Source organism: Shigella dysenteriae (assembly GCF_022354085.1).
GTDB lineage: Bacteria > Pseudomonadota > Gammaproteobacteria > Enterobacterales > Enterobacteriaceae > Escherichia > Escherichia coli.
In genome coordinates this window covers 1,338,598-1,365,324 of sequence record NZ_CP055055.1, presented here as the reverse complement: position 1 = coordinate 1,365,324, position 26,727 = coordinate 1,338,598, and the positions used below count along the sequence as shown (strand labels likewise).

Below are 26,727 nucleotides of genomic sequence, written 5' to 3'. Positions count from 1 at the left end.
ATTTATCTGTTTAGCGTTGCGCGAATAATCGGCCCAATTTTTTCAAATGCCCCTGGAGAGATAATATCCACATGCGCACAATCCTGACGATAGATATCCAGCTCCGCAATCCACGGCGACCAGGCGCGTTCAGAACTCATACCTTCCTGAAGCGTGCGTTCAGCAACAAACAACGTCGCTTTACCGTCAAACGGTACGCTATGAGCAGTCGTCAGCAGGCGCACAGCATCAGCGTAGTTGCCTTCAATGGTGGTAAACAACTCCGTTGAAGTACTTCCCTGCTGTGCCGCCAGGAAGGCCTCGCGCTCGCGGTTAATCTCCGCCAGCACTTCCGGGTCCAGACCATTAGCTTCTTTTTCCTGCCAGTTTTGCGTTTCTGGCGGCCAGGTATCCAGCAAGCCAAGAAATGCCACCTGTTCGCCACGGGCACGCAGCCGCGCCGCAATACCCTGCGCCAGCGTACCGCCAAGTGAATAACCCAGCAGGTAATAAGGGCCGTGCGGTTGTTGTTCAAGTAACGTTGCCAGATGCGCTTCGCAGACTTCATCCAGGTTCGCCGCGGTCTGCATGGGGCCATTGGGGCGAGGCGACTGAATGCCGATAATCGACCATTGTGGATCGAGATAACGCGAGAGCACGCTGAACTGCCAGGCAAAACCGGACGCAGGATGGAAACAAAACAGCGTCGGGCCATTACCTTCACGCAACGGCAGAATGGTTTCGAATCCCATGCGCCGGGCGCTGTCCTCTTCACCATCAATAATCGTTGCCAGTTTGGCGACAGTTGACGCGACCATCACCTGCCCCGGCGTCACCTGACGGGCAAACTGCCGACTTAACTGCGCTGCCAGTTTCATTGCCAGTAGCGAATGACCGCCAAGCGCGAAGAAATCAGCATCGGCATCCTGCACGTCACAACCCAGCAACGACGCGAATGCCGCAGCGATAATCGTTTCACTGCCCGCTTTCGGCGCACGCCCTGGCGCTTGTGCCTTCAGTTCAGGCAACGGTAAGGCTTTGCGATCCAGCTTGCCGTTGGCGCTAAGTGGCAACTGCGGCAGTTGCAGCAGAACGACTGGCACCATATGCGGCGGCAATGTTTCACGAAGCTGCGCCTGCAATGCGCTGGTATCCAACGGCAGGCCCGATTGCGACACCAGATAGCCCACCAACTGACGCGCATCACCACCAGTGGCTGCCGCCTGGTTAATCACACAGGCGTGGGTAACGGCTTGTTCGACATCCGGCAGCGCCTGCATCACGCGATCGATTTCGCCCAGTTCGATACGCTGCCCGCGAATTTTTAGCTGATCGTCACTGCGCCCGAGGTACTCCACCGCGCCGTTATCCAGCCAGCGGGCAACGTCTCCGGTACGGTACATCCGTTCACCAGGGACAAAAGGATCGGCAATAAAGCGGCTGGCGGTCAGATCGGGTCGTCCAAGATACCCCTGCGCCAGTTGAATACCGGTGAGATAGAGATCTCCCGCCACACCCGGCGGCACCGGATGCATCATCGCATCAAGAATACGCAGGCCCGTATTCCACACCGGATAACCAATCGGCACGCTGCTCCCGCGCACCTGTGCCAGTTCCTCGCCAAAAGCCGGATACCAGCTCACATCTACCGCCGCTTCCGTCGGGCCATACAGATTATGTAACGGCGCGCCGGTTAACTGCTGCCATTCGCGGCATAAATCAGCCGGTAAGGCCTCACCACTACAGAAAACCTGCTTCAACGTCGCGCAATTCTGGCGAGCGGTTTGCGGAGTCAGCGAGGCAACAAATGCCGCCAGCATCGACGGCACAAAGTGCGTGGTCGTTACGCCATATTCGGCAAAGAATTGCTGCATAGCGAGCGGGTCGCGGTGCGCTTCCGGTTCAGCCATCACTAGTTTAGCCCCGGCAATAAACGGCCAGAAAAACTCCCACACCGAGACATCAAAACTGCACGGCGTTTTTTGGGCAACAACATCTTCGCCTGTGAGCGGATAATGATTTTGCATCCACAACAGGCGGTTGACGATAGCCGTCTGCCCGACCATTACCCCTTTCGGCCTGCCGGTGGAGCCAGAGGTAAAGATGATATAAGCCGTGTGATGCGGTTGTGAAAGTTGCAGCAGCGCACTGCCCTGCGGTGTAAGCGGGGCGTTATAGCAAAGGCTGGTTAAATCTGGAACATCGGCAAAGCGCGGCAGTTGATCGTCGGTGGTGATTAACAGCGACGGACGCGCATCTTCTAGCATCATTTTCAGGCGATCGTCCGGATAGCCGGTATCCAGCGGTAACCAGGCCGCACCAGCCTCAACAATTGCATGTAGCGCCAGAGTCAAAAATACCGAGCGCGGTAGCGCCACCGCTACGCTGTCGCCAGGTTTAACGCCGCGCTCACGCAGCAGATTCGCCAGCGCCACCACCTGCTCGCGCATTTCCCGATAGCTGAACTGGTAACGCGCATCTGCCAGCGCCGGAGAATCCGGTGTTTTTGCCGCTTGTTCTGCCACCAGCGCGCTAAGCGTGGTTTCTGGAATCTCAACCTGAGTGGCGTTGATCTGCGCCAGCTGCGCATACTCACCTGGCAGCATAATATCGACATCGCCGCACAACAGCGCCGGATCCGCAGCGAACTGGGCAATCAGCATTTTCAGGCGTTCAGCATGCTGGATTAACGTTGGCTCATCGTAACGCTGTTTATTGGCGAGGATCTCAATACTCAAATCACCGTGTTCATCCGGGAACAGGGCCAGTTCAAGGTCATTAACCGGACCGGTTGCCAGGGTATGGGTTTGCGCCTGAACACCAGGAATATCCAGTTGGTAATCAAATACCTTGATATTGAGTACCGGACCAAACAGCGGTTCATCACCTGCCGCTCGCCCGCTGTCACGGACAATTTGTTCGGCATCGTAACGTTGATGACGACGCATTTTTTTCAGTTGTGCTGCCAGTCGAGTTGCCAGTTCCGGCAGCGTTTCTTGTGCCGCAATGTGAATACCCAACGGTAAAACGTTGAGCACGGGTCCGGTAGCCGTCAGCGCCGCCGAGCCCAGTCGACGCATAAAGATAAATCCGGCGGCGTAGTCCATGCGATTGCACAATCGCCCCAGCCACAAGGCTGCCAGCGCAAGGGCTAAATCGGTACGCTGCACACCTGAAAGTTGCGTAGCCAGCTGGCGGAATTCCCCGTCGGTAAATTCCAGTTTCAGGCGTAGAATATCTGCCGAAGCGCTGCGCCCCGCTAAAGGTGCCGGAGAAAGTGACGCGGGCGGCGGCAGTTGACGACGCTGTTCCGCCCAGAATGCTGCATCACGCTGCCAGGCTTCGCTTTCGCGGTATTGCTGGTACTCTCCCACTACATCAGCGAAAGGCGTAAACGGCGAAGCAGGCGTTGGTTCGCCACGCAGTAATGCGCAGTAAATGTTGGCGATCTGCCGGGTAATGGCCGGGAAACTGAAGCCATCGACCAGCAAATGGTGATAACGCTGATACCAGTACCAGCGGTTATCTGCCACCTGTATCAGCTGGTGAAAGACCAGTGGTTTACCGCTATCGACGCGCAAATCTTGTTGCAAATCCGCCTGCATTAATGCCTGCGCAGTACCGTGCGGATCAATATTGGTTCGCAGGTCGATAATTTCTGGCAGTTCGAACGTCAGCGCATCATCGACCCACTGCCAGACTTCGCCGTTATCTTCCGTAAAACGCATCCGCAGCGTATCTGCTTGCGCTAATCCGGCAACCACCGCGCGGGCCAGTAATGGCGCATCAACCTCTCCGGTTAACTCAACGTAATGCGCCACGCTCCAGGCGGAGGGCAAATCTGACAGTTTTTCTGCCATCCAGATGCCGGGCTGTGCGGCGACCAAAGGTAAATGCTGGCTCATTGTGCCTCCTGCAACTGGGTGAAATTCGCCGGTGTCAGAGTACGCCAGTGGGCTTCAAGCCACTGCTGGCAGGACTCTTGTGACTGCGGCTGACACACAATGTCCCAGCCTGCCGGTAAGGCGCATTGTTGCGGCCACAGACTGAATTGCCCCTGCGCATTGCGCAAAATGTAAAACGCTCCCTGCGGATCATCGAAGGGATTACTGAATGCCATATTCAACTCCTGTCATGGAAAAGTGGTTGCCAGAGGTCGATTAGCCCCTGCATCAAGCCACCGCGCCAACAAAGCGCATCATGTCCGCCGTCAACCTGACGCCAGAAAATGGATTCTTTTATAGGGTGCAATTGCGCATACAGCGCCTGATTGGCCCGCATGATCATCGGCTCGCGAATACCCACTTCCAGCACAATGCGCAGACCTTCGGCGCTAACTTCACCAGCTTTTAGCTTTTCAAGTAACACGCCCTCTTGCTGCCCGCCCCGATGCGGCCACCAGTACGATCCTGACTGGCTTAATACACAGCCAAAGCGTTCAGGCCAGTGCAGTCCGGCATACAGCGCGGACAGCCCACCAAAACTCTGCCCGGCGACCACGGTGCGATCGGCGCGATCGCTAAAAGGGGCAATAGCTTTCACCAGGGGTAATAACTCTTGCTGTACTGCCAGCCAGAAATCCGCATTACACGGCAGTTCGTGGGCGCGGTGCGTGGTGTCGATAGCGTCGATCAACACATACACGGCGGGAGGAAGTTGCTGACGATGGGTCAGCGAAGTCAGCACAGGCCAGACGGGCATACTTTGCGCCCAAAATTCGCCATCGAGCAAAACTGCCAGCGGGCGTTCTTCTGCTGTTACATCGCCGGTGGTAAAAATCCATACACGACGTGAATTTTTCAACCGTTCACTTTTCCAGATAATTTCTTTGGCTGGTATTTCTGGCGCTTGCGGACAATCCCATCCCGGTTGCAGAGGCGCTTGCGGCATTTCGAGTGCAGAAACAGCGTGCCCTCGCCCGCCTTTCCAGCTTTGTGGATTCAGCGGATCGGCTATTGCCTGGGGTAATAGTTTTCGCCAGCCTTCACGTAATTCGAGGCGATCGGGGGATGGTGCAGAAAAAATGTCATCGCGTTCGGTGGGAATAAAGCAGTAGCTGCCGCGCCAGTTGGCATTGAGTTGTGTCGTCCACTGCCAGACATCAGTACCTGCAATTCGCTGCATCGACTGGGGCTGGCTGTTCTGATGATGATCGGTCACACCAGTGATGTAGATCCATACGCGCTTTATCGTCGAGTATTCTTCAGAACCTTGGGGATCACGCCACCAGAAAGTGACCTCAAACATTTCGTCATTCAGACGCTGCCATTCCGGGCCATGTTTCGACTGCCACCAGCTCTCACTTCCTACTTTTAACGCCGTCACACCATAACCCCATGTTTACTGTGCAATTTTTCATTGATTGCAGAAATATATTGATAATATTATTGATAACTATTTGCATTTGCAATAGCGTAATGGCGCGCCGTGGGAAGCGCGGACATTAATTAACCAACTGCACTGCGTGTCTTTCAGGATCAAAGGTTTTCGCGGTAGCGGGATGCGTCGTGTTGATGACGACCATGCCCGACAGTTGCAATTCGTGGCAAAAATGCAGGAATAAAACAATGAACAAGAAGATTCATTCCCTGGCCTTGTTGGTCAATCTGGGGATTTATGGGGTAGCGCAGGCACAAGAGCCGACCGATACTCCTGTTTCACATGACGATACTATTGTCGTTACCGCCGCCGAGCAGAACTTACAGGCGCCTGGCGTTTCGACCATCACCGCAGATGAAATCCGCAAAAACCCCGTTGCCCGCGATGTGTCGGAGATCATCCGTACCATGCCAGGCGTTAACCTGACCGGTAACTCCACCAGTGGTCAGCGAGGGAATAACCGACAGATTGATATTCGCGGTATGGGTCCGGAAAACACGCTGATTTTGATTGACGGCAAGCCGGTAAGCAGCCGTAACTCGGTGCGTCAGGGCTGGCGTGGCGAGCGCGATACCCGTGGTGATACCTCCTGGGTGCCACCTGAAATGATTGAACGTATTGAAGTTCTGCGTGGTCCGGCAGCTGCGCGTTATGGCAACGGCGCGGCGGGCGGCGTGGTTAACATCATTACCAAAAAAGGCAGCGGCGAGTGGCACGGCTCCTGGGACGCATATTTCAATGCGCCAGAACATAAAGAGGAAGGTGCCACCAAACGCACTAACTTTAGCCTGACCGGTCCGCTGGGCGACGAATTCAGCTTCCGCTTGTATGGCAACCTCGACAAAACTCAGGCTGACGCGTGGGATATCAACCAGGGCCATCAGTCCGCGCGTGCCGGAACGTATGCCACGACGTTACCAGCCGGGCGCGAAGGGGTGATCAATAAAGATATTAACGGCGTGGTGCGCTGGGACTTCGCGCCTCTGCAATCACTCGAACTGGAAGCGGGTTACAGCCGCCAGGGTAACCTGTATGCGGGCGATACCCAGAACACCAACTCTGACGCTTACACTCGCTCGAAATATGGCGATGAAACCAACCGCCTGTATCGCCAGAACTACTCGCTGACCTGGAACGGTGGCTGGGATAACGGCGTGACCACCAGCAACTGGGTGCAGTACGAACACACCCGTAACTCGCGTATTCCGGAAGGTCTGGCGGGCGGTACCGAAGGGAAATTTAACGAAAAAGCGACACAGGATTTCGTCGATATCGATCTTGATGACGTGATGCTGCATAGCGAAGTTAACCTGCCGATTGATTTCCTCGTTAACCAGACGCTGACGCTGGGTACGGAGTGGAATCAGCAACGGATGAAGGACTTAAGTTCTAACACCCAGGCACTGACCGGAACGAATACCGGTGGCGCTATTGATGGCGTGAGTGCCACCGACCGTAGCCCGTATTCAAAAGCAGAAATTTTCTCGCTGTTTGCCGAAAACAACATGGAGCTGACTGACAGCACCATCGTAACGCCGGGGCTGCGTTTCGATCATCACAGTATTGTCGGCAATAACTGGAGCCCGGCGCTGAACATATCGCAAGGTTTAGGCGATGACTTCACGCTGAAAATGGGCATCGCCCGCGCCTATAAAGCGCCGAGCCTGTACCAGACTAACCCGAACTACATTCTCTACAGTAAAGGTCAGGGCTGCTATGCCAGCGCGGGCGGCTGCTATCTACAGGGGAACGATGACCTGAAAGCGGAAACCAGTATCAACAAAGAGATTGGTCTGGAGTTCAAACGCGACGGCTGGCTGGCGGGCGTCACCTGGTTCCGTAACGACTATCGCAATAAGATTGAAGCAGGCTATGTGGCTGTAGGGCAAAACGCAGTCGGCACCGATCTCTATCAGTGGGATAACGTGCCGAAAGCGGTGGTTGAAGGTCTGGAAGGATCGTTAAACGTACCGGTTAGCGAAACGGTGATGTGGACTAATAACATCACTTATATGCTGAAGAGTGAAAACAAAACCACGGGCGACCGTTTGTCGATCATCCCGGAGTATACGTTGAACTCAACGCTGAGCTGGCAGGCACGAGAAGATTTGTCGATGCAAACGACCTTCACCTGGTACGGTAAGCAGCAGCCGAAGAAGTACAACTATAAAGGTCAGCCAGCGGTTGGACCGGAAACCAAAGAAATTAGTCCTTACAGCATTGTTGGGCTGAGCGCGACGTGGGATGTGACGAAGAATGTCAGTCTGACCGGCGGCGTGGACAATCTGTTCGACAAACGTTTGTGGCGTGCGGGTAATGCCCAGACCACGGGCGATTTGGCAGGGGCCAACTATATCGCCGGTGCCGGGGCGTATACCTATAACGAGCCGGGACGTACGTGGTATATGAGCGTAAACACTCACTTCTGATGCTAACGTCAGATTGTTGACAAAGTGCGCGTCGTTCATGCCGGATGCGGCGTGAACGCCTTATCCGGCCTACAAAAATCTTGCCAATTCAATATATTGCAGGACCATGTAGGCCTGATAAGCGTAGCGCACCAGGCAGTTTTGCGTTTGTCATCAGTCTCGAATATGGTCGATATGAAAACTACGCATACCTCCCTCCCCTTTGCCGGACATACGCTGCATTTTGTTGAGTTCGATCCGGCGAATTTTTGTGAGCAGGATTTACTCTGGCTGCCGCACTACGCACAACTGCAACACGCTGGACGTAAACGTAAAACAGAGCATTTAGCCGGACGGATCGCTGCTGTTTATGCCTTGCGGGAATATGGCTATAAATGTGTGCCCGCAATCGGCGAGCTACGCCAACCGGTGTGGCCTGCGGAGGTATACGGCAGTATTAGCCACTGCGGGGCTACGGCATTGGCCGTGGTTTCCCGTCAACCGATTGGCGTTGATATCGAAGAAATTTTTTCTGCGCAAACAGCGACCGAATTGACAGACAACATTATTACACCAGCAGAACACGAGCGACTCGCAGACTGCGGTTTAGCCTTTTCTCTGGCGCTGACACTGGCATTTTCCGCCAAAGAGAGCGCATTTAAGGCAAGTGAGATCCAAACTGATGCAGGTTTTCTGGACTATCAGATAATTAGCTGGAATAAACAGCAGGTCATCATTCATCGTGAGAATGAGATGTTTGCTGTGCACTGGCAGATAAAAGAAAAAATAGTCATAACTCTGTGCCAACACGATTAATTGACAACATCTGGTACGATTCGCCCGCAGCCATCACTGACCGCGGGCGAAAGTGTAAAGCAGGAGCCTTACCATCCTGACCTGACAACCGGATATGCGGGGATTACTCCCCGCACAACGGCTACTTCTTCGGTTCGTAAGCGAGAACAGCCCTGAACTCAATATTACGTTCCTTCACCGTAAACTCACACAGCGAGTCTCCGACCAGAAGCGTAAATCCCAGTACCGTCAAACACAGCACTATGACTGCCACAAGGGCATATTTCGTCAGCATGTTTATATTGCCTCCATGCGAAGAAGGGACTACCATCCAAATTGTTCAGGTTTGGAGTGGCAGCCCCAGGGTTGATAGAAATATCTCCTGGGGCTTCATCTTTCCAGACCTCAGAGTTAACCTGAAACCGGAAAGCTTCAGGCACCCGCCGTTATCTTACCCTTCCTCAACAAAATGGCTGTTTATTTATACAGTAAATCCTGTTTCGGACTTCTGTCGGCAAAACCCATCATTGCTCTTAAAACGAAACCGCCCGCAGCCATCACTGACCGCGGGCGAAAGTGTAAAGCAGGTGCCTTACCATCCTGACCTGACAACCGGATATGCGGGGATTACTCCCCGCACAACGGCTACTTCTTCGGTTCGTAAGCGAGAACAGCCTTAAACTCAATATTACGTTCCTTCACCGTAAACTCACACAGCGAGTCTCCGACCAGAAGCGTAAATCCCAGTACCGTCAAACACAGCACTATGACTGCCACAAGGGCATATTTCGTCAGCATGTTTATATTGCCTCCATGCGAAGAAGGAACTACCATCCAAATTGTCTGGTTTGGAGTGGCAGCCCCAGGGTTGATAGAAATATCTCCTGGGGCTTCATCTTTCCAGACCTCAGAGTAAACCTGAAACCGGAAAGCTTCAGGCACCCGCCGTTATCTTACCCTTCCTCAACAAAATAGCTGTTTATTTATACAGTAAATCCTGTTTCGGACTTCTCACTCCTCATTTAATCAACTGAAGCTGAGCCCGTTTTTTCTGCATGCCTCAATCGTCAAACTTCTTCGCCACCAGCCAGCCGTGCCATAACTTGTCACATTGCAAAAGTAGCCAAATTGCTTCAGGCACCATCAGTTCACCATCACCAAAAAAAGAAACATTCCAGAACTTCCGCATCTCGCCCAGCCGCTCCGACTTCTATACTGAATAGAAAACGCCAACATAAGAGAAACCTATGCCATTATCCGATTTTCATGTTTCTGAACCTTTTACCCTCGGTATTGAACTGGAAATGCAGGTGGTTAATCCGCCGGGCTATGACTTAAGCCAGGACTCTTCAATGCTGATTGACGCGGTTAAAAATGAGATCACGGCCGGAGAGGTAAAGCACGATATCACCGAAAGTATGCTGGAGCTGGCGACGGATGTTTGCCGTGATATCAACCAGGCTGCCGGGCAATTTTCAGCGATGCAGAAAGTCGTATTGCAGGCAGCCGCAGACCATCATCTGGAAATTTGCGGCGGTGGCACGCACCCGTTTCAGAAATGGCAGCGTCAGGAGGTATGCGACAACGAACGCTATCAACGAACGCTGGAAAACTTTGGCTATCTCATCCAGCAGGCGACCGTTTTTGGTCAGCATGTCCATGTTGGCTGTGCCAGTGGCGATGACGCCATTTATTTGCTGCACGGCTTGTCACGGTTTGTGCCGCACTTTATCGCCCTTTCCGCCGCGTCGCCATATATGCAGGGAACGGATACGCGTTTTGCCTCCTCACGACCGAATATTTTTTCCGCCTTTCCTGATAATGGCCCGATGCCGTGGGTCAGTAACTGGCAACAATTTGAAGCCCTGTTTCGCTGTCTGAGTTACACCACGATGATCGACAGCATTAAAGATCTGCACTGGGATATTCGCCCTAGCCCCCATTTTGGTACGGTGGAAGTTCGGGTGATGGATACCCCGTTAACCCTTAGCCACGCGGTAAATATGGCAGGATTAATTCAGGCCACCGCCCACTGGTTACTGACGGAACGCCCGTTTAAACATCAGGAGAAAGATTACCTGCTGTATAAATTCAACCGTTTCCAGGCCTGCCGCTATGGGCTGGAAGGCGTCGTTACCGATCCGCATACTGGCGATCGTCGACCGCTAAAGGAAGACACCTTGCGATTGCTGGAAAAAATCGCCCCTTCCGCACATAAAATTGGTGCATCGAGCGCGATTGAGGCCCTGAATCGCCAGGTCGTCAGCGGTCTGAATGAAGCGCAGCTGATGCGCGATTTCGTCGCCGATGGCGGCTCGCTGATTGGGCTGGTGAAAAAGCATTGTGAGATCTGGGCCGGAGAATAAGTCGGGAATTGCCTTACAGAAGAATATCCCTGACAATGGTGTTTTAACTTACATTTAACAATGTTATGAAACACCCTTTAGAAACCTTGACCACCGCAGCAGGCATTTTACTGATGGCTTTCCTCTCTTGCCTGCTGCTGCCCGCCCCCGCACTGGGACTGACGTTGGCACAGAAACTGGTGACCACGTTCCATCTGATGGATCTTAGCCAGCTTTACACTTTATTGTTTTGCCTGTGGTTTTTAGCGCTGGGCGCTATCGAGTATTTTATTCTGCGCTTTATCTGGCGACGCTGGTTCTCGCTGGCGGATTAAACGTCGATTATCGCCGTACTTCGCGGCATACTTTGCTTATTCTCCTTCGCCTAAAGGAACGTTTATGGATAAGCAATCACTGCACGAAACGGCGAAACGCCTGGCCCTTGAGTTACCCTTTGTCGAGCTTTGCTGGCCTTTTGGCCCGGAGTTCGATGTTTTTAAAATTGGCGGCAAGATTTTTATGCTGTCGTCGGAGCTACGCGGCGTCCCCTTTATCAATCTGAAGTCCGATCCACAAAAATCCCTGTTAAATCGGCAAATATACCCAAGCATTAAGCCAGGGTATCACATGAATAAAAAGCACTGGATTTCGGTGTATCCCGGCGAGGAAATCTCCGAAGCGTTACTTCGCGATCTGATCAACGATTCGTGGAATCTGGTGGTTGATGGTCTGGCTAAACGCGATCAAAAAAGAGTGCGTCCAGGCTAAAGCGGAAATCTATAGCGCATTTTTCTCGCTTACCATTTCTCGTTGAACCTTGTAATCTGCTGGCACGCAAAATTACTTTCACATGGAGTCTTTATGGATATCATTTCTGTCGCCTTAAAGCGTCATTCCACTAAGGCATTTGATGCCAGCAAAAAACTTACCCCGGAACAGGCCGAGCAGATCAAAACTCTCCTGCAATACAGCCCATCCAGCACCAACTCCCAGCCGTGGCATTTTATTGTTGCCAGCACGGAAGAAGGTAAAGCGCGTGTTGCCAAATCCGCTGCCGGTAATTATGTGTTCAACGAACGTAAAATACTTGATGCCTCGCACGTCGTGGTGTTCTGTGCAAAAACCGCGATGGACGATGCCTGGCTGAAGCTGGTTGTTGACCAGGAAGATGCTGATGGCCGCTTTGCCACGCCGGAAGCGAAAGCCGCGAACGATAAAGGTCGCAAGTTCTTCGCCGATATGCACCGTAAAGATCTGCATGATGATGCAGAGTGGATGGCAAAACAGGTTTATCTCAACGTCGGTAACTTCCTGCTCGGCGTGGCGGCTCTGGGTCTGGACGCGGTACCCATCGAAGGTTTTGACGCCGCCATCCTCGATGCAGAATTTGGTCTGAAAGAGAAAGGCTACACCAGTCTGGTGGTTGTTCCGGTAGGTCATCACAGCGTTGAAGATTTTAACGCTACGCTGCCGAAATCTCGTCTGCCGCAAAACATCACCTTAACCGAAGTGTAATTCTCTCTTGCCGGGCATCTGCCCGGCTATTTCCCCTCAGATTCTCCTGATTTGCATAACCCTGTTTCAGCCGTCATCATAGGCTGCTGTTGTATAAAGGAGACGTTATGCAGGATTTAATATCCCAGGTTGAAGATTTAGCGGGTATTGAGATCGATCACACCACCTCGATGGTGATGATTTTCGGTATTATTTTTCTGACCGCCGTCGTGGTGCATATTATTTTGCATTGGGTGGTACTGCGGACCTTCGAAAAACGTGCCATCGCCAGTTCACGGCTTTGGTTGCAAATCATTACCCAGAATAAACTCTTCCACCGTTTAGCTTTTACCCTGCAGGGGATTATCGTCAATATTCAGGCGGTATTCTGGCTGCAAAAAGGCACCGAAGCAGCAGATATTCTGACTACCTGCGCGCAGTTGTGGATCATGATGTATGCGCTGCTTTCAGTCTTCTCGTTGCTGGATGTTATTTTGAATCTGGCGCAGAAATTCCCGGCAGCATCCCAGTTACCGCTGAAAGGGATATTTCAGGGGATTAAACTGATCGGCGCGATTCTGGTCGGCATTTTGATGATCTCGCTGCTGATTGGTCAGTCGCCAGCGATTCTGATCAGCGGTCTTGGTGCAATGGCTGCCGTGCTGATGTTGGTATTTAAAGATCCGATTCTTGGTCTGGTGGCAGGTATTCAGCTTTCCGCGAACGATATGCTGAAACTGGGCGATTGGCTGGAGATGCCGAAATACGGCGCGGATGGCGCGGTGATCGATATTGGGTTAACCACCGTCAAAGTGCGTAACTGGGACAATACCATTACCACTATTCCCACCTGGTCTCTGGTTTCTGACTCCTTTAAAAACTGGAGCGGGATGTCAGCATCTGGCGGGCGACGTATTAAGCGCAGTATCAGTATTGATGTCACCAGTATTCGTTTTCTTGATGAAGACGAAATGCAACGTCTGAATAAAGCGCATTTGTTAAAGCCTTATTTAACCAGCCGCCATCAGGAAATTAATGAGTGGAATCGCCAGCAAGGTTCTACGGAGTCGGTATTAAACCTGCGCCGAATGACCAATATTGGAACCTTTCGTGCCTATCTGAACGAATATCTGCGTAACCATCCGCGGATTCGTAAAGATATGACCTTAATGGTACGCCAACTGGCTCCAGGTGATAACGGTTTACCGCTTGAGATCTATGCGTTTACCAACACCGTGGTGTGGCTGGAATATGAAAGCATTCAGGCTGATATATTCGATCACATATTTGCGATTGTCGAAGAGTTTGGTCTGCGACTTCATCAGTCGCCAACCGGCAATGATATTCGCTCTCTGGCGGGTGCATTTAAGCAGTAATTAAAAAAACCGCTCTCATCGAATGGATGAGAGCGGACATCGTTTTGTCGGATGTAGCGTGAATGCCTTATTTCCGACGCAGCGTTTTAAATGCCACAAACAGGAATACAATCCACACCGGCAGCAGAATCGCTGACAAGCGCATATCATCCATCGTGCACATCAGCAGCAAAATCATGCCGAGGAAGGCAATGCAAAGATAGTTGCCGAACGGATAAAGCAGCGCCTTAAACTGTGTTTCACGTCCCTGACGTCGCATCGCCGCGCGAAAACGCAGATGCGCAAGGCAGATCATAATCCAGTTCAACAGCAGCGTTGCTACCACCAGCGCCATCAGCAGACCAAACGCTTTTTGCGGCAGCAGATAGTTGATTAACACCACCAGCGAAGTGATCGCTCCGGAAAGCATCAGCGAGTTAATCGGCACGCCGCGACGGCTGACGCGAGTCAAAAACTTCGGCGCATTACCCTGTACAGAAAGGCCAAACAGCATGCGGCTGTTAGAGTAAACCCCGCTGTTATACACTGACAGCGATGCTACCAGAATGACGAAGTTCAGCGCAGAAGCTACCACGTTGCTGTCGAGATTATGGAAAATCATCACAAACGGGCTACTGTTGGATTTCACTTCCACCCACGGATAGAGCGCCAGTAAAACCACCAGTGAACCGATGTAAAACAGCAGGATGCGATACACCACCTGATTTACCGCTTTTGGAATGCTTTTTTCCGGATCGCGCGCTTCAGCGGCAGTAATCCCAATCAGCTCCAGACCGCCGAAGGAGAACATAATTACCGCCAGCGACAAAATCAGCCCATTCCAGCCGGTGGCGAAGAAACCACCGTAGCGCCAGAGGTTGTCGATACTGGCTTTCTCGCCGCCGTGACCAGAAAACAGCAGCCACAGGCCAAAGCCGATCATACCGATGATTGCCAGCACTTTAATCAGCGCAAACCAGAACTCGGTTTCGCCATATAAGCGCACGTTCACCAGGTTAACGGCGTTGATGATAATAAAGAAGGCGGCAGCCCAAATCCACGTTGGAACATCCGGGAACCAGTACTGCATATAGATGCCCGCAGCGGTCAGCTCTGCCATTCCCACCAGCACGAACATCACCCAGTAATTCCAGCCAGAGAGGAAGCCCGCGAACGGTCCCCAGTATTTATAGGCAAAGTGGGCAAATGAACCGGATACCGGCTCCTCAACCACCATTTCGCCAAGCTGGCGCATAATCAGGAAAGCGATGATCCCGGCGACGCCGTAGCCCAGCAATACAGCCGGACCCGCCATCTGAATCGCCGGGCCAATGCCAAGAAACAGACCAGTACCAATTGCTCCACCCAGCGCAATCAGTTGAATATGACGGTTATGTAATCCGCGATGAAGCGTCGGCTCTTGATTCGACGCAGTATCTTCCGATACGGTTGACGCGTTTTTCACGCCTTTCCCCTGTGTGTCTTTTTTGTTGAGGGGCACCTTTTAACATTTAGTGCCCATCGTCGCAAGACACAATCCACACGGTTAAACGGGGTATCCTGCTTTTATTTCCGTACCCGATGTCGGTGCAGCCACATCAGCTTATACGCCGCCGGGATAATAAACAGCGACAGCAAAGGCGCGGTGATCATGCCGCCAATCATCGGCGCGGCAATCCGGCTCATCACCTCTGACCCTGCTCCTGTTCCCCACAGAATCGGCAGCAGACCAGCGATAATCACCGCCACCGTCATCGCTTTCGGGCGCACGCGCAGGACCGCGCCGTGATACAACGCCTCATCCAGCTTCTGCTCGCTGAATGTTTGCGGATTATTCAACGACGGCTCGGCCTCTATGGCGTGACGTAAATACATCAGCATCACCACGCCAAATTCGGCGGCGACCCCGGCAAGGGCAATAAAACCGGTGCCCGTCGCCACAGAAAGATGAAAGCCCATCCACCACAGCAACCAGATGCCGCCCACCAGCGCAAACGGTACGCTGCTGATAATCAGCAACGCTTCGCCCACCCGACGGAACGCCAGATACAACAGCACGAAGATAATCATCAATGTCATCGGCACCATGAGTTTAAGCTTATGGTTGGCGCGCTCCAGTAGCTCGAACTGCCCGGAGAATGCCACGCTGGTGCCCGGTTTTAACTGCACTTTTTCAGCTATCGCTTTTTGCAAATCGTGAACCACCGACACCATGTCACGATCGCGGGCATCGATATAAATCCAGCTCGTCGGGCGCGCATTCTCGGTTTTCAGCATCGACGGTCCGGTAGAGACTTTAACGTCGGCTACGTCTGCCAGGGTGATTTGCTGCTTCATCGGCGTCAGGATCGGCAACTGGCGCAGTGCCTGCGGACTATCGCGCCAGCTTTGCGGATAACGCAGATTAATGGGATAACGGGCAATCCCTTCCACCGTTTCGCCAACCATCGCCCCGCCCACCGCAGAAGTCACAAACAACTGCACATCCGCCACCGTCATACCGTAACGCGCGGCTTTTTCACGGTTAATCTCAACGTTGATATAGCGCCCACCTTCCAGACGCTCGGCAAGCGCAGAAGCCACGCCTGGCACCGTTCGTGCCACCTCTTCAATTTGCTCCGCCATCGCGTCGATATCCGCCAGCACAGTGCCGGAAACTTTTATGCCGATAGGGCTTTTAATGCCGGTTGAGAGCATATCGATACGGTTACGAATTGGCGGCACCCACAGATTCGCCAGCCCCGGCAGACGCACGGTGTTATCCAGTTCCTCAATGATTTTGTCCATCGTCATGCCTGGCCGCCACTGATCCTGTGGCTTAAGCTGGATGGTCGTTTCTACCATCTCCAGCGGAGCAGAATCGGTGGCGGTTTCCGCTTTCCCGGTTTTGCCAAATACCCGCGCCACTTCAGGTACGCTCATAATTAGCTTGTCGGTTTTTTGCAGCATACTCGCCGCCTCTGCTGCGGAAATCCCCGGCAACGTCGATGGCATATACAACAAGTCGCCTTCATTGATCTGTGGTAAAAATTCCCCGCCAACTTTATTGAGCGGCCAGATAACCGTCAGCACCGAAAGCGCCGCCACCAGCAGCGTGGTTTTCGGCCAGTGCAGTACTTTCAGCAACAGCGGATGATAAACACGAATCAAAAAGCGATTGAGCGGGTTACTGCTTTCTGGCGGAATTTTGCCACGGATCCAGTAACCCATCAGGATAGGGATCACTACGATCGCCAGCAGCGCCGCACCCGCCATCGCATACGTTTTGGTGAACGCCAACGGGCCAAACAGACGCCCTTCCTGCCCTTCCAGGGTGAAGATCGGGATAAACGACAACGTGATAATCAGCAGACTGATAAACAGCGCCGGCCCCACTTCAACAGACGCATCGGTGATCACCTGCCAGCGCGTTTTATTATCCAGCGTGGCGTCAGGATGCTGGTGCTGCCACTCTTCCAGCCGTTTATGCGCATTCTCGATCATGACGATAGCAGCATCGACCATCGCCCCAACGGCAATCGCAATGCCACCCAACGACATAATATTGGCATTCAGCCCCTGGAAGTGCATGACAATAAAAGCAATACACAACCCCAGCGGCAACGAAATAATCGCCACCAGCGCCGAGCGCACATGCCAGAGAAACAGCGCACAGACTACCGCCACCACAATAAACTCTTCCAGCAACTTGCCGCTGAGGTTGTCGATGGCCCGGTCAATGAGCTGGCTGCGATCGTATGTTGTAACTATTTTCACGCCTTCCGGCAGACTGCTTTTCAGCGTTTCCAGTTTGTCCTTCACGGCGGCGATCACTTCACGGGCGTTTTTGCCGGAGCGTAGGATCACCACCCCGCCCGCAACTTCGCCTTCGCCGTTCAGTTCGGCAATGCCCCGGCGCATCTCCGGGCCAATCTGGACCTTCGCAACATCGCGCAGATAAACGGGCACGCCATTTTCACTGGCTTTTAAAACGATGTGATTAAAGTCGTCGAGCGTTTGCAGATAGCCGCTGGCGCGCACCATATATTCCGCTTCCGCCAGTTCGATCGACGAAACGCCCGCTTCCTGGTTTGAAGCATCCAGCGCGCTTTTTACTTCGGCGAGACTGATGCCATATTGCGCCAGGCGCTGAGGATCGATAACCACCTGATACTCTTTCACCACACCGCCCACCGACGCCACTTCCGCAACGTCAGGAATGGTTTTCAGCTCATATTTGAGAAACCAGTCCTGCAATGAGCGTAAATCGGCAAGATCGTGCTTACCGCTGCGATCCACCAGTGCATATTCATAGATCCAGCCAACACCCGTGGCATCTGGCCCCAGCTCGGCGCTGACTCCCGCAGGCAGCTTACCCTGTACCTGGTTGAGGTACTCCAGCACCCGCGAACGCGCCCAGTACGGATCGGTGCCATCTTCGAAAATGACATACACATAAGAGTCGCCAAACTGCGAGAAACCACGCACAGTCTTCGCGCCAGGCACCGACAACATGGTGGTGGTTAGCGGATAAGTCACCTGATTTTCAACGATTTGCGGTGCCTGGCCGGGATAGCTGGTTTTAATAATCACCTGCACATCGGAGAGATCCGGCAGCGCATCCACTGGCGTATTAATGATGGTCCAGGTGCCCCAGATACTTAGAAACAACGCGCCCATCAGCACCAAAAAACGGTTCGCCACCGAGCGACGAATAATCCATTCAATCATTGGTTATTCCCTCAATGCGCATGGGTAGCACTTTCAGAGCGCATCCGCTCCAGTGCGCCAGAAATATTGGCTTCGGAATCAATCAGGAACAGGCCGCTGGAAACCACCTTTTCACCTTCCGCCAGACCAGAGCGTAATGCGGTGACACCTTGCGATGCCTGGAAAACGGCAACGCGTTTTGGTACAAAGCGCCCGTCGGCATCAACGGTAATCACCCGCTGTTCGTTGCCGGTATCAATCAGCGCCTGTGACGGAATGAGCAGCATCGGTTCGCTGGCGGTGTTGAGTTGCAACCAGGCGTTCATGCCCGGTTTTAGCGCCTCGTCGGCGTTGTCGACTTCCAGACGCAGCTGCAGCGTGCGGGTCGCGGCATCCACGCCAGGTAGTAGCGTCCATTTGCGGATGGTGAGTGTTTTATCAGGTCGCGCCGGAACGGTGAGCGTAAACTGCGAGGCATCTTTCACCAGCCAGGCGATGGACTCCGGGATCGCAGCAGTGACCCACACCGGGTCCATACCCTGAATTTTCGCTACCACGTTATCTTTGGCGATATTCATTCCCGCGCGCAGATCAAACGCGGTGATCACGCCATCAATGGGTGCTTTGAGCGTAAAGCGAGTCTGGATTTTTTGCGTGGCGATCAGGCGGCGAATATCCGCCTCCGGCATTCCCGCCAGTCGCAGCCGCTCAAGAATGCCTTCAGTCTGGGTCGCCGTACCGCCGGTTTCGCGCAGCAGTAAATACTCACTCTGCGCTTCCACCCAGTCAGGAATGGTCAGGTCGAGAAGCGGTGCGCCCTTTTGCACTTTATCGCCCACGGTAAGCGGATACACCTTGTCGATAAACCCGGCAGCGCGAGCCTGCACAATGGCATACTGATACTCGTTGTAACTGACATTCGCCGGGAAACTCTGGGCAAAAGTCAGCGGCCCGCGCGTGACGGTAGCCGTTTTCACCCCCAGATTCTGCGTCTGAGTCGGGTCAATGCGCACACCAGACGCAGAACTCTCTTCATCGGCATATTTCGGCACCAGATCCATATCCATAAACGGCGATTTACCTGGTTTATCGAACCGCGTATTGGGATACATCGGGTCGTACCAGAATAAGATTTTACGTTCTGCGGTCGACGTTTTTTCTGCGGGCGGTTCAGCCCGGTCAAACCAGGTAAAACCTGCCGCAGAAATAATACCGCCCGCGATCATGCTGCCGATAATAAGCGCGATTTTTTTCATCTCATTAAACCTGGGTTACTGGCTGACTTTAATATCCTGTAATAAAGAAAGGTTGCCCTGCTGGACAAAATTAAACGCCACTTTGTCGCCAGTTTTAATTTCACTCATTTTCGTCTGCGGAGTGATGGTAAAGCGCATAGTCATCTCCGGCCAGTTCACGGCAGCAATCGGATCGTGATGGATGGTAATTTTTTTGCTTTCCAGATCAACACCTTTTACCACGCCGGTGGCACTAATGACCTGTGGTTGTGCTTCGCTCATGGTTTCATGATGATGTTCGTTAGCCTGGGCATTAAAGCCAATAACGGTAAACAGACTGAACATTGCGACTTGCAGTGCTTTTTTCATTTATTCTCTCCTGGAGTTAAAAGTTATTGCTGCCAACCGCCACCAAGTGCGGTATATAAAGAAATTTCGTTAACCTGACGGGCATAATTCAGGTCAAGTAAAGTTTGTCGGGTTGCAAATAACGAACGCTCGGCATCCAGCACTTCCAGATAACTTACCGCGCCGTGCTGATATAATGCCCGCGCCCGTTGCAAAGTAATTTGCAGCGATGCCAGATAACGCTGCTGGGCGCTAATTTGATCGTTCAGGCTTTGACGTAATGCCAGCGCATCTGCCACTTCTTTAAAGGCGTTCTGGATTTTCTGTTCATAATTCACTACCGACTGCTGCTGGCGAATTTCGGCGATATCCAGATTGGCCTGGTTGCGTCCGGCATTAAAAATGGGGATCTCAATTTTAGGAATAAAATTCCACATCCCGCTGCTGGCGTTAAATAATGACGACAGATCGCTGCTGGCGGTTGATATTCCGCTGGTCAGGCTGATAGACGGGAAAAATGCTGCACGTGCAGCACCAATATTGGCATTAGCCGCCATTAACGCGTGTTCAGCTTCCATAATATCCGGGCGCTGCAATAAGATTTGCGACGACAAGCCCGCCGGTAATTTAACGCTTTGCAGGCTGTCGCTGTTTACTGTCTGCGCATGCGGCAGCTTGCCGTAGCTTCCCAGTAACAGTTGCAATGCATTATTCGCCTGCGCCAGTTCCCCCTGACGTTTAGCGATGTCGCTGCGGGTACTTTCAATCACCCCGCGAGCCTGTTCCAGCGCCAGAACATTACTGCTACCTGTCAACAGTTGTTTTTCGACAAACGCATATGACTGCTGATAATTACGCAGCGTTTCTTCGGCTATTTGCAATTGCGCATACGCCAGTTGCTGATTGAAATAGCTTTGCGCGACATTAGAAACCAGCAGAATATGCACCGCGCGCTGAGCTTCCTCAGTGGCTAAATAATTTTGTCGCTCGGCTTCGCTCATGTTCTTTAAGCGCCCGAAAAAATCGAGGTCAAAGCTGGCGTTAAGGCCAGTAGAAAACTCCCGCGTCGTGGCTGAATCGCCTTTAAGATTGCCGCTCCAGCTGCCGCTGCCCTCGCCATTGAGCTGTGGGTAGCGGTCGGCATCGGTCAGACGATATTGCGCCCGTGCCTCCTGCACTTTCAGCGTCGCCATGCGCAAATCCCGGTTATTCACCAGCGCCTCGCTAATCAGCGTCTTCACCTGATTATCAACAAAAAAGGTGCGCCAGCCCGCGTTCTGATAGTTATCTGCTGCGTTAACGAGGCCGTTCTGGCTGAGTGAGAACTGCTGCGGTACGGGCATTGCCGGGCGCTGATAATCCGGTGCCAGTGAACAACCGGTTAGCGCAAGGGCCACACAAAATGGCAGAAGTTTACAAGGAGACATAGGCTCATAATTTCTGGTGATTTTATACCGCCAACTTTACTCGCCAGGCTCTGATTTTCCGGTGACAGGAAAATGACAAAATTGTCATTTTGCCAATAAGCGATTGCCATCTGATCCCGCTACTCTAGAATTGCCCGGGCAACATGTGGAGGAAATATGAAACTGTTGATTGTCGAAGATGAAAAGAAAACCGGAGAATACTTGACCAAAGGGTTAACCGAAGCCGGTTTTGTGGTCGATTTGGCCGACAACGGGCTGAATGGCTACCATCTGGCGATGACCGGAGATTATGACCTGATAATCCTCGATATTATGCTGCCGGACGTGAACGGCTGGGATATCGTGCGCATGTTGCGCTCCGCCAATAAAGGGATGCCGATTCTGTTGCTAACCGCGCTTGGCACCATTGAACATCGCGTCAAGGGGCTGGAGTTGGGGGCAGATGACTACCTGGTGAAGCCATTCGCTTTTGCTGAACTGCTGGCGCGGGTGCGCACATTACTGCGGCGCGGGGCGGCGGTGATTATCGAAAGTCAGTTTCAGGTTGCCGATCTGATGGTCGATCTCGTCAGCCGCAAAGTCACTCGCAGCGGCACGCGCATCACTTTGACCAGTAAAGAGTTTACTCTGCTGGAGTTTTTTCTCCGCCATCAGGGCGAAGTGCTGCCCCGCTCGCTTATCGCCTCGCAGGTATGGGACATGAATTTTGACAGCGACACTAACGCCATTGATGTGGCGGTGAAGCGGCTACGCGGCAAAATCGACAACGACTTTGAGCCGAAGCTGATTCAGACCGTGCGCGGCGTGGGCTATATGCTTGAGGTACCTGATGGTCAATAAGCCATTTCAGCGCCCGTTTTCGCTGGCAACCCGCCTGACCTTTTTTATCAGCCTGGCCACCATCGCGGCGTTTTTCGCCTTTGCATGGATCATGATCCACTCAGTAAAAGTGCATTTTGCCGAGCAGGATATTAATGATTTAAAAGAGATTAGCGCCACCCTTGAACGGGTACTAAATCACCCTGACGAAACGCAAGCCCGACGCTTAATGACGCTGGAAGATATCGTCAGTGGTTATTCCAATGTGTTGATTTCCCTGGCAGATAGCCAGGGTAAAACGGTGTATCACTCCCCCGGTGCGCCGGATATCCGCGAGTTTGCGCGTGACGCCATACCCGATAAAGACGCGCGGGGCGGTGAGGTGTATCTCCTTTCCGGCCCGACGATGATGATGCCAGGCCACGGTCACGGGCATATGGAACACAGCAACTGGCGGATGATTAACTTGCCGGTTGGCCCGTTGGTGGACGGAAAACCGATTTATACGCTCTATATCGCGCTTTCGATCGATTTTCATCTTCATTACATAAATGATTTGATGAATAAACTTATTATGACCGCATCGATCATCAGCATCCTGATCGTCTTTATCGTGCTGTTGGCGGTACATAAAGGTCACGCGCCGATCCGCAGCGTCAGCCGTCAAATCCAGAATATCACCTCGAAAGATCTCGACGTCCGCCTTGACCCGCAGACCGTGCCCATTGAGCTGGAACAGCTGGTACTGTCGTTCAACCATATGATCGAGCGTATTGAGGATGTCTTTACCCGCCAGTCCAATTTCTCAGCGGACATCGCCCACGAAATTCGCACACCAATTACGAATCTCATAACGCAAACCGAAATCGCCCTCAGCCAGTCGCGCAGCCAGAAGGAGCTGGAAGATGTGCTCTACTCTAATCTCGAAGAGCTGACGCGAATGGCGAAAATGGTCAGCGATATGCTGTTTCTCGCTCAGGCCGATAACAACCAGCTAATCCCCGAAAAGAAAATGCTCAACCTGGCGGATGAAATCGGCAAAGTGTTCGATTTTTTCGAGGCGTTAGCGGAAGATCGCGGCGTGGAGTTGCGATTTGTTGGCGACGAGTGCCAGGTTGCGGGCGATCCGCTGATGCTGCGTCGGGCGTTAAGCAACCTGCTTTCGAACGCCCTGCGTTATACGCCACCCGGAGAGGCTATTGTAGTGCGCTGCCAGACAGTCGATCATCTGGTGCAAGTTATCGTCGAAAACCCCGGTACGCCCATTGCGCCCGAGCACTTACCGCGATTGTTTGACCGTTTCTACCGCGTTGACCCCTCCCGCCAACGAAAAGGCGAAGGTAGCGGCATTGGGCTGGCGATAGTGAAATCGATTGTTGTCGCGCATAAAGGCACGGTTGCAGTAACGTCAGATGCGCGGGGGACAAGGTTTGTGATTGTGTTGCCGGAGAGGGGGTGATTATTAAGTTCAAATTCAGGGCAAGGGTTTACGGCGTTTTTCGCTAAATTTCCATCATTATAAACAAGCCACCTATCATATAAAGCAATGAATAATTAAATCGCGATTAATCATCATTAATTTTTATATTATTCACCCAATCCATTTATAAAGTGAATTTGATAAATTCCTAATTTAAAATATCCACTATTGAGCCAGTATTTAACAACGTTAAGATGTGCAATGTGCAGATCATGTTATCAGGGTGGAGCGGTAGCATATATTTTTTAAGCAATCATTCATTTTAATGATGTTAATTGGGTTATTTAGTTGTGAATAAAAACATATTATGAATATTGGTTTTACTTTGCGTTTTTGTTACTCGCTGTGATGTGCGCACCTGTCCTGAATAACGTCAGGAAACAATAAGTTGAGCTTGTGATTATTTTTTTGACTGAACAGACACCCGTTTCTGTAAAGTAATATTCAAACAAAATTCTCACATAATCATAGCATTTTTTGTTCCTTCCCTAATAACGTCTTAAGTCGTCCCGCTTATCTCATTATCCGCAGTTGTACGGTGCGGATTATTATTCATTTTACCGGAGGTTGCTATGTCAACCGGATTACGTTTCACACTGGAAGTGGACAGCCTGCCACCGGACGCTTTTGCGGTGGTTTCCTTTCATCTCACCCAGTCACTCTCTTCGCTCTTTTCCCTCGATCTCTCCCTGGTCAGCCAGCAGTTTCTCTCCCTTGAATTTGCGCAGGTGCTGGACAAAATGGCCTACCTGACAATATGGCAGGGTGATGATGTACAGCGCCGGGTGAAAGGTGTGGTGACCTGGTTTGAACTGGGGGAGAACGACAAAAACCAGATGCTGTACAGCATGAAGGTGCACCCGCCGCTGTGGCGTGCCGGTCTGCGCCAGAACTTCCGTATCTTCCAGAACGAGGACATCAAAAGCATCCTCGGCACGATATTGCAGGAAAACGGGGTGACCGAGTGGAGTCCGCTGTTCAGTGAACCGCATCCTTCCCGTGAGTTTTGTGTCCAGTACGGTGAGACTGATTACGATTTCCTGTGCCGGATGGCGGCGGAGGAAGGCATCTTCTTTTATGAGGAGCATGCTTACAAAAGTACCGACCAGAGCCTGGTGCTGTGCGACACGGTCCGCCATCTGCCCGAATCTTTTGAAATCCCCTGGAACCCGAACACCCGTACCGAGGTGAGCACCCTCTGCATCAGCCAGTTTCGCTACAGCGCACAAATCCGCCCTTCTTCCGTGGTGACCAAAGACTACACCTTTAAACGCCCCGGCTGGGCAGGACGTTTTGATCAGGAAGGCCAGCACCAGGATTACCAGCGCACGCAGTATGAGGTGTATGACTACCCCGGACGTTTCAAGGGCGCCCACGGGCAGAACTTTGCCCGCTGGCAGATGGAGGGCTGGCGAAACAATGCAGAAACCGCGCGGGGAATGAGTCGCTCGCCGGAGATATGGCCGGGACGGCGAATTGTGCTGACGGGGCATCCGCAGGCGAACCTGAACCGGGAATGGCAGGTGGTGGCAAGTGAACTGCACGGCGAGCAGCCGCAGGCGGTGCCGGGAAGGCGGGGAGCAGGGACGGCGCTGGACAACCATTTTGCGGTGATCCCGGCAGACCGGACATGGCGACCCCAGCCGCGGCTAAAACCGCTGGTGGACGGTCCGCAGAGCGCCGTCGTGACGGGGCCGGAGGGTGAGGAAATCTTCTGTGATGAACATGGCCGAGTGCGGGTGAAATTCAACTGGGACCGTTATAACCCGGCAGACCAGGACAGCTCGTGCTGGATCCGTGTGGCACAGGCGTGGGCAGGCACCGGTTTTGGCAACCTGGCGATACCGCGTGTGGGTCAGGAGGTGATAGTGGACTTCCTCAACGGCGATCCGGACCAGCCGATCATTATGGGGCGCACCTACCACCAGGAAAACCGCACCCCCGGCAGCCTGCCGGGGACGAAGACGCAGATGACCATCCGTTCCAAAACGTATATGGGCAGCGGGTTTAATGAGCTGAAGTTTGACGATGCGACAGGGAAAGAACAGGTCTACATCCACGCGCAGAAGGACATGGATACCGAGGTACTCAACGATCGTACCACCACCGTAAAACACGATCATCGCGAAACCGTAAAAAATGACCAGACGGTCACGATACAGGAAGGTAATCGCCTTCTTATGGTGGAAAAAGGCGACAAGATCACAGGAGTACGAAAAGGTTCTTTATCTGAGAATGTCTTTCAGGACAGAGGCACGATTGCCGGTTCGGTGCATGTTGACGCCGTAGACAATGGTGGCGAAGGCAACGGTATACAGGCTTATACGGCAATTAAGGAAATTATGCTGGCCGTGGAGGAAAGCAAAATTGCGCTGACGCCGGATGGCATTCAGCTACAGGTCGGGGAATCAACGGTAATCAGGCTGTCGAAGGATGGCATCACCATCGTGGGCGGTTCTGTTTTCATCAACTGATTCACTCAGATTATCAGGGAGTATTTTATGCAGTTCACTTTCAATGAAGGCCACATTCAACTGCCGTCTCAATGGCAGGATCAGTCAATGCAGGTCCTGGTGTCCACAGATAACAGTGGCATCAACCTGGTCATTACCCGCGAAGCCGTTCTACAGGGAACCCTGACACCAGAGCTGTACCAGGAAACGCTGGCGCTGTACCAGGGCAAACTTGATGGGTACACCGAACATGCCTGCCGGGAAATCACTCTGGCAGAGGCCCCGGCCTGGCTGCTGGATTATTCCTGGAACGGTCCGGAAGATGAAGGGAATCAGGGGCGGATTAGCCAGATAGCCGTATTCCAGCGGCGTGGAGATACGCTGCTGACCTTCACTTTCAGCACCTCCTTATCCCTGAAGAACAGTCAAAAGACGATGCTGCTGGAGGTGATAAAGAGCTTCACCCCGTTGCCACCGGAGAATGACATCCAAAAGGACCAGCCGCGCTGACATAAACGAGG

The 26,727-nt window shown here is 52.7% G+C and carries 22 protein-coding genes and 2 pseudogenes; 13 read left to right on the top strand and 11 right to left on the bottom strand.

Annotated elements, in window-relative coordinates; all coding sequences use genetic code 11:
* Positions 1 to 2 precede the first annotated feature (2 nt).
* Genes entF through fes form a run of 3 tightly spaced genes read right to left on the bottom strand, consistent with a single transcriptional unit; the run spans position 3 to position 5,304 of the window.
* Entirely contained in the window at positions 3 to 3,884 is a 3,882-nt protein-coding gene (gene entF, locus HUZ68_RS06350) for an enterobactin non-ribosomal peptide synthetase EntF (RefSeq protein ID WP_115740046.1), read from the bottom strand.
* On the bottom strand, positions 3,881 to 4,099 hold the full coding sequence (gene ybdZ / locus HUZ68_RS06345; protein WP_000885782.1) for an enterobactin biosynthesis protein YbdZ: 219 nt from the start codon (positions 4,097 to 4,099) through the stop codon (positions 3,881 to 3,883). The genes entF and ybdZ overlap by 4 nt, the downstream gene beginning before the upstream one ends.
* A 2-nt stretch (positions 4,100 to 4,101) precedes the next feature.
* Positions 4,102 to 5,304, bottom strand: a complete 1,203-nt coding sequence (fes, locus tag HUZ68_RS06340; RefSeq protein WP_239594074.1) for an enterochelin esterase — start codon at positions 5,302 to 5,304, stop codon at positions 4,102 to 4,104.
* A gap of 242 nt (positions 5,305 to 5,546) precedes the next feature.
* Here fes and fepA point away from each other — a divergent pair, with 242 nt between their 5' ends.
* On the top strand, positions 5,547 to 7,787 hold the full coding sequence (fepA, locus tag HUZ68_RS06335) for a siderophore enterobactin receptor FepA (protein ID WP_001612583.1): 2,241 nt from the start codon (positions 5,547 to 5,549) through the stop codon (positions 7,785 to 7,787).
* A gap of 174 nt (positions 7,788 to 7,961) precedes the next feature.
* A complete protein-coding gene (gene entD, locus HUZ68_RS06330) occupies positions 7,962 to 8,582 on the top strand; it encodes an enterobactin synthase subunit EntD (RefSeq protein WP_001506608.1) in 621 nt (206 codons plus the stop codon).
* 121 nt (positions 8,583 to 8,703) lie between these two features.
* On the opposite strand, the gene hokE (HUZ68_RS06325) is transcribed toward entD, so the two are convergent.
* Positions 8,704 to 8,856 (bottom strand): type I toxin-antitoxin system toxin HokE, encoded by a 153-nt coding sequence (gene hokE, locus HUZ68_RS06325; protein WP_000956467.1) that lies wholly within the window; start codon positions 8,854 to 8,856, stop codon positions 8,704 to 8,706.
* On the opposite strand from hokE (HUZ68_RS06325), the pseudogene HUZ68_RS25025 reads away from it, so the two are divergent.
* Positions 8,825 to 9,075: pseudogene (locus HUZ68_RS25025) on the top strand (hypothetical protein); the annotation flags it as partial. The gene hokE (HUZ68_RS06325) and the pseudogene HUZ68_RS25025 overlap by 32 nt on opposite strands.
* A gap of 131 nt (positions 9,076 to 9,206) precedes the next feature.
* Here HUZ68_RS25025 and hokE (HUZ68_RS06320) read toward each other — a convergent pair.
* The gene (gene hokE / locus HUZ68_RS06320; protein ID WP_000956465.1) at positions 9,207 to 9,359 is read right to left on the bottom strand and encodes a type I toxin-antitoxin system toxin HokE; all 153 of its coding nucleotides are present in this window, start codon (positions 9,357 to 9,359) and stop codon (positions 9,207 to 9,209) included.
* Between hokE (HUZ68_RS06320) and HUZ68_RS25020 the strand changes: the two are divergent.
* A pseudogene (locus tag HUZ68_RS25020) lies at positions 9,328 to 9,595 on the top strand (hypothetical protein). The gene hokE (HUZ68_RS06320) and the pseudogene HUZ68_RS25020 overlap by 32 nt on opposite strands.
* 26 nt (positions 9,596 to 9,621) lie before the next feature.
* Here HUZ68_RS25020 and HUZ68_RS24925 read toward each other — a convergent pair.
* The gene (locus HUZ68_RS24925; RefSeq protein ID WP_062883585.1) at positions 9,622 to 9,750 is read right to left on the bottom strand and encodes a hypothetical protein; all 129 of its coding nucleotides are present in this window, start codon (positions 9,748 to 9,750) and stop codon (positions 9,622 to 9,624) included.
* A 58-nt stretch (positions 9,751 to 9,808) separates the two neighbouring features.
* On the opposite strand from HUZ68_RS24925, the gene HUZ68_RS06315 reads away from it, so the two are divergent.
* From HUZ68_RS06315 to ybdG, 5 genes are all read left to right on the top strand, one after another.
* The gene (locus tag HUZ68_RS06315; RefSeq protein WP_062883584.1) at positions 9,809 to 10,927 is read left to right on the top strand and encodes a YbdK family carboxylate-amine ligase; all 1,119 of its coding nucleotides are present in this window, start codon (positions 9,809 to 9,811) and stop codon (positions 10,925 to 10,927) included.
* Between the two features lie 65 nt (positions 10,928 to 10,992).
* A complete protein-coding gene (locus HUZ68_RS06310; RefSeq protein WP_032280459.1) occupies positions 10,993 to 11,241 on the top strand; it encodes a DUF1158 domain-containing protein in 249 nt (82 codons plus the stop codon).
* Positions 11,242 to 11,305: 64 nt separating this feature from the next.
* A complete protein-coding gene (locus HUZ68_RS06305; protein ID WP_047645653.1) occupies positions 11,306 to 11,674 on the top strand; it encodes an MmcQ/YjbR family DNA-binding protein in 369 nt (122 codons plus the stop codon).
* A 93-nt stretch (positions 11,675 to 11,767) separates the two neighbouring features.
* The gene (gene nfsB / locus HUZ68_RS06300; protein WP_000351464.1) at positions 11,768 to 12,421 is read left to right on the top strand and encodes an oxygen-insensitive NAD(P)H nitroreductase; all 654 of its coding nucleotides are present in this window, start codon (positions 11,768 to 11,770) and stop codon (positions 12,419 to 12,421) included.
* Positions 12,422 to 12,528: 107 nt separating this feature from the next.
* Entirely contained in the window at positions 12,529 to 13,776 is a 1,248-nt protein-coding gene (gene ybdG, locus HUZ68_RS06295; RefSeq protein ID WP_001153148.1) for a mechanosensitive ion channel YbdG, read from the top strand.
* Positions 13,777 to 13,843: 67 nt separating this feature from the next.
* Here the strand turns inward: ybdG and pheP are convergent, their stop codons facing one another.
* The 5 genes from pheP to cusC all read right to left on the bottom strand — a co-directional run bounded on the left by pheP (position 13,844) and on the right by cusC (position 21,454).
* A complete protein-coding gene (gene pheP, locus HUZ68_RS06290; RefSeq protein WP_000786320.1) occupies positions 13,844 to 15,220 on the bottom strand; it encodes a phenylalanine transporter in 1,377 nt (458 codons plus the stop codon).
* Between the two features lie 101 nt (positions 15,221 to 15,321).
* Complete coding sequence (gene cusA, locus HUZ68_RS06285; RefSeq protein ID WP_239594073.1) at positions 15,322 to 18,465, bottom strand: Cu(+)/Ag(+) efflux RND transporter permease subunit CusA; 3,144 nt, start codon at positions 18,463 to 18,465, stop codon at positions 15,322 to 15,324.
* Positions 18,466 to 18,476: 11 nt separating this feature from the next.
* The gene (cusB, locus tag HUZ68_RS06280; RefSeq protein WP_033815136.1) at positions 18,477 to 19,700 is read right to left on the bottom strand and encodes a Cu(+)/Ag(+) efflux RND transporter periplasmic adaptor subunit CusB; all 1,224 of its coding nucleotides are present in this window, start codon (positions 19,698 to 19,700) and stop codon (positions 18,477 to 18,479) included.
* Between the two features lie 15 nt (positions 19,701 to 19,715).
* Positions 19,716 to 20,048 carry a Cu(+)/Ag(+) efflux RND transporter periplasmic metallochaperone CusF gene (cusF, locus tag HUZ68_RS06275; protein ID WP_000709873.1) on the bottom strand — a complete coding sequence of 111 codons (333 nt, stop codon included), beginning with the start codon at positions 20,046 to 20,048 and terminating at the stop codon, positions 19,716 to 19,718.
* Between the two features lie 23 nt (positions 20,049 to 20,071).
* Positions 20,072 to 21,454, bottom strand: a complete 1,383-nt coding sequence (gene cusC, locus HUZ68_RS06270; RefSeq protein WP_033815137.1) for a Cu(+)/Ag(+) efflux RND transporter outer membrane channel CusC — start codon at positions 21,452 to 21,454, stop codon at positions 20,072 to 20,074.
* Positions 21,455 to 21,610: 156 nt separating this feature from the next.
* Between cusC and cusR the strand changes: the two genes are divergently transcribed.
* The 4 genes from cusR (at position 21,611) to HUZ68_RS06250 (ending at position 26,716) form a co-directional block, all read left to right on the top strand.
* Complete coding sequence (cusR, locus tag HUZ68_RS06265) at positions 21,611 to 22,294, top strand: copper response regulator transcription factor CusR (RefSeq protein ID WP_000770953.1); 684 nt, start codon at positions 21,611 to 21,613, stop codon at positions 22,292 to 22,294.
* Positions 22,284 to 23,732, top strand: a complete 1,449-nt coding sequence (gene cusS, locus HUZ68_RS06260) for a Cu(+)/Ag(+) sensor histidine kinase CusS (RefSeq protein ID WP_072686656.1) — start codon at positions 22,284 to 22,286, stop codon at positions 23,730 to 23,732. Before cusR ends, cusS begins: the two co-directional genes overlap by 11 nt.
* A gap of 593 nt (positions 23,733 to 24,325) precedes the next feature.
* Complete coding sequence (locus HUZ68_RS06255) at positions 24,326 to 26,227, top strand: type VI secretion system Vgr family protein (RefSeq protein ID WP_239594071.1); 1,902 nt, start codon at positions 24,326 to 24,328, stop codon at positions 26,225 to 26,227.
* A gap of 27 nt (positions 26,228 to 26,254) precedes the next feature.
* Entirely contained in the window at positions 26,255 to 26,716 is a 462-nt protein-coding gene (locus HUZ68_RS06250; RefSeq protein ID WP_057109131.1) for a DcrB-related protein, read from the top strand.
* Positions 26,717 to 26,727: the final 11 nt, after the last annotated feature.